The sequence below is a fragment of the Pseudogemmobacter sp. TB195 genome, assembly GCF_058313095.1.
Genome location: NZ_JBZEGG010000231.1, coordinates 1 through 520 on the forward strand (window position 1 = coordinate 1; position 520 = coordinate 520).

The window sequence follows — 520 nt, forward strand, 5'->3', positions numbered from 1 at the left end:
TGCAGGCTGCGGCGCCGCGGGTTCGTCGATCGCAGGCGCCGGGCGAGGCGGCAGTGAGGCTGGCTGGGGGGTGGCGATGCCCTCGGGGAACAGCGGCAGGCGCTGTTCCGCCTCGAACATGTAGTCGCGGGTCAGGGGAACCGTGTCCACTTTCTTCGCCATCTGGATCTGGAACACCATGTGGCCGCCGTAGCGGAAGGTGACTTCCGAGCCGGCCAGATAGAATTCCCACATCCGGCAGAACTTTTCATCGTACAGGGCGCGGATGGCGTCGCGGTTGGCGTTGAAGCGTTCGCGCCACGCCTTCAGCGTCTCCGCATAGTGCAGGCGCAGGATTTCGATGTCCGTGGCGATCAGGCCGGCGCGCTCCAGCGCCGGCAGCACCTCTGACAGCGCCGGTGAGTAGCCGCCCGGGAAAATGTACTTCTGGATCCAGGCGTTGGTGGCGCCCGGGCCGTCCGAGCGGCCGATGGCGTGCACCACGGCGACGCCGTCATCGGTGAGCAGGTCCCGGACCTTG

1 protein-coding gene is annotated in these 520 nt (G+C 67.3%); it reads right to left on the reverse strand.

Annotated elements, in window-relative coordinates:
* The coding region (locus tag AC4FS3_RS29530) for a class I SAM-dependent methyltransferase (protein ID WP_491023501.1) at positions 1-520 on the reverse strand (520 nt) is incomplete at both ends.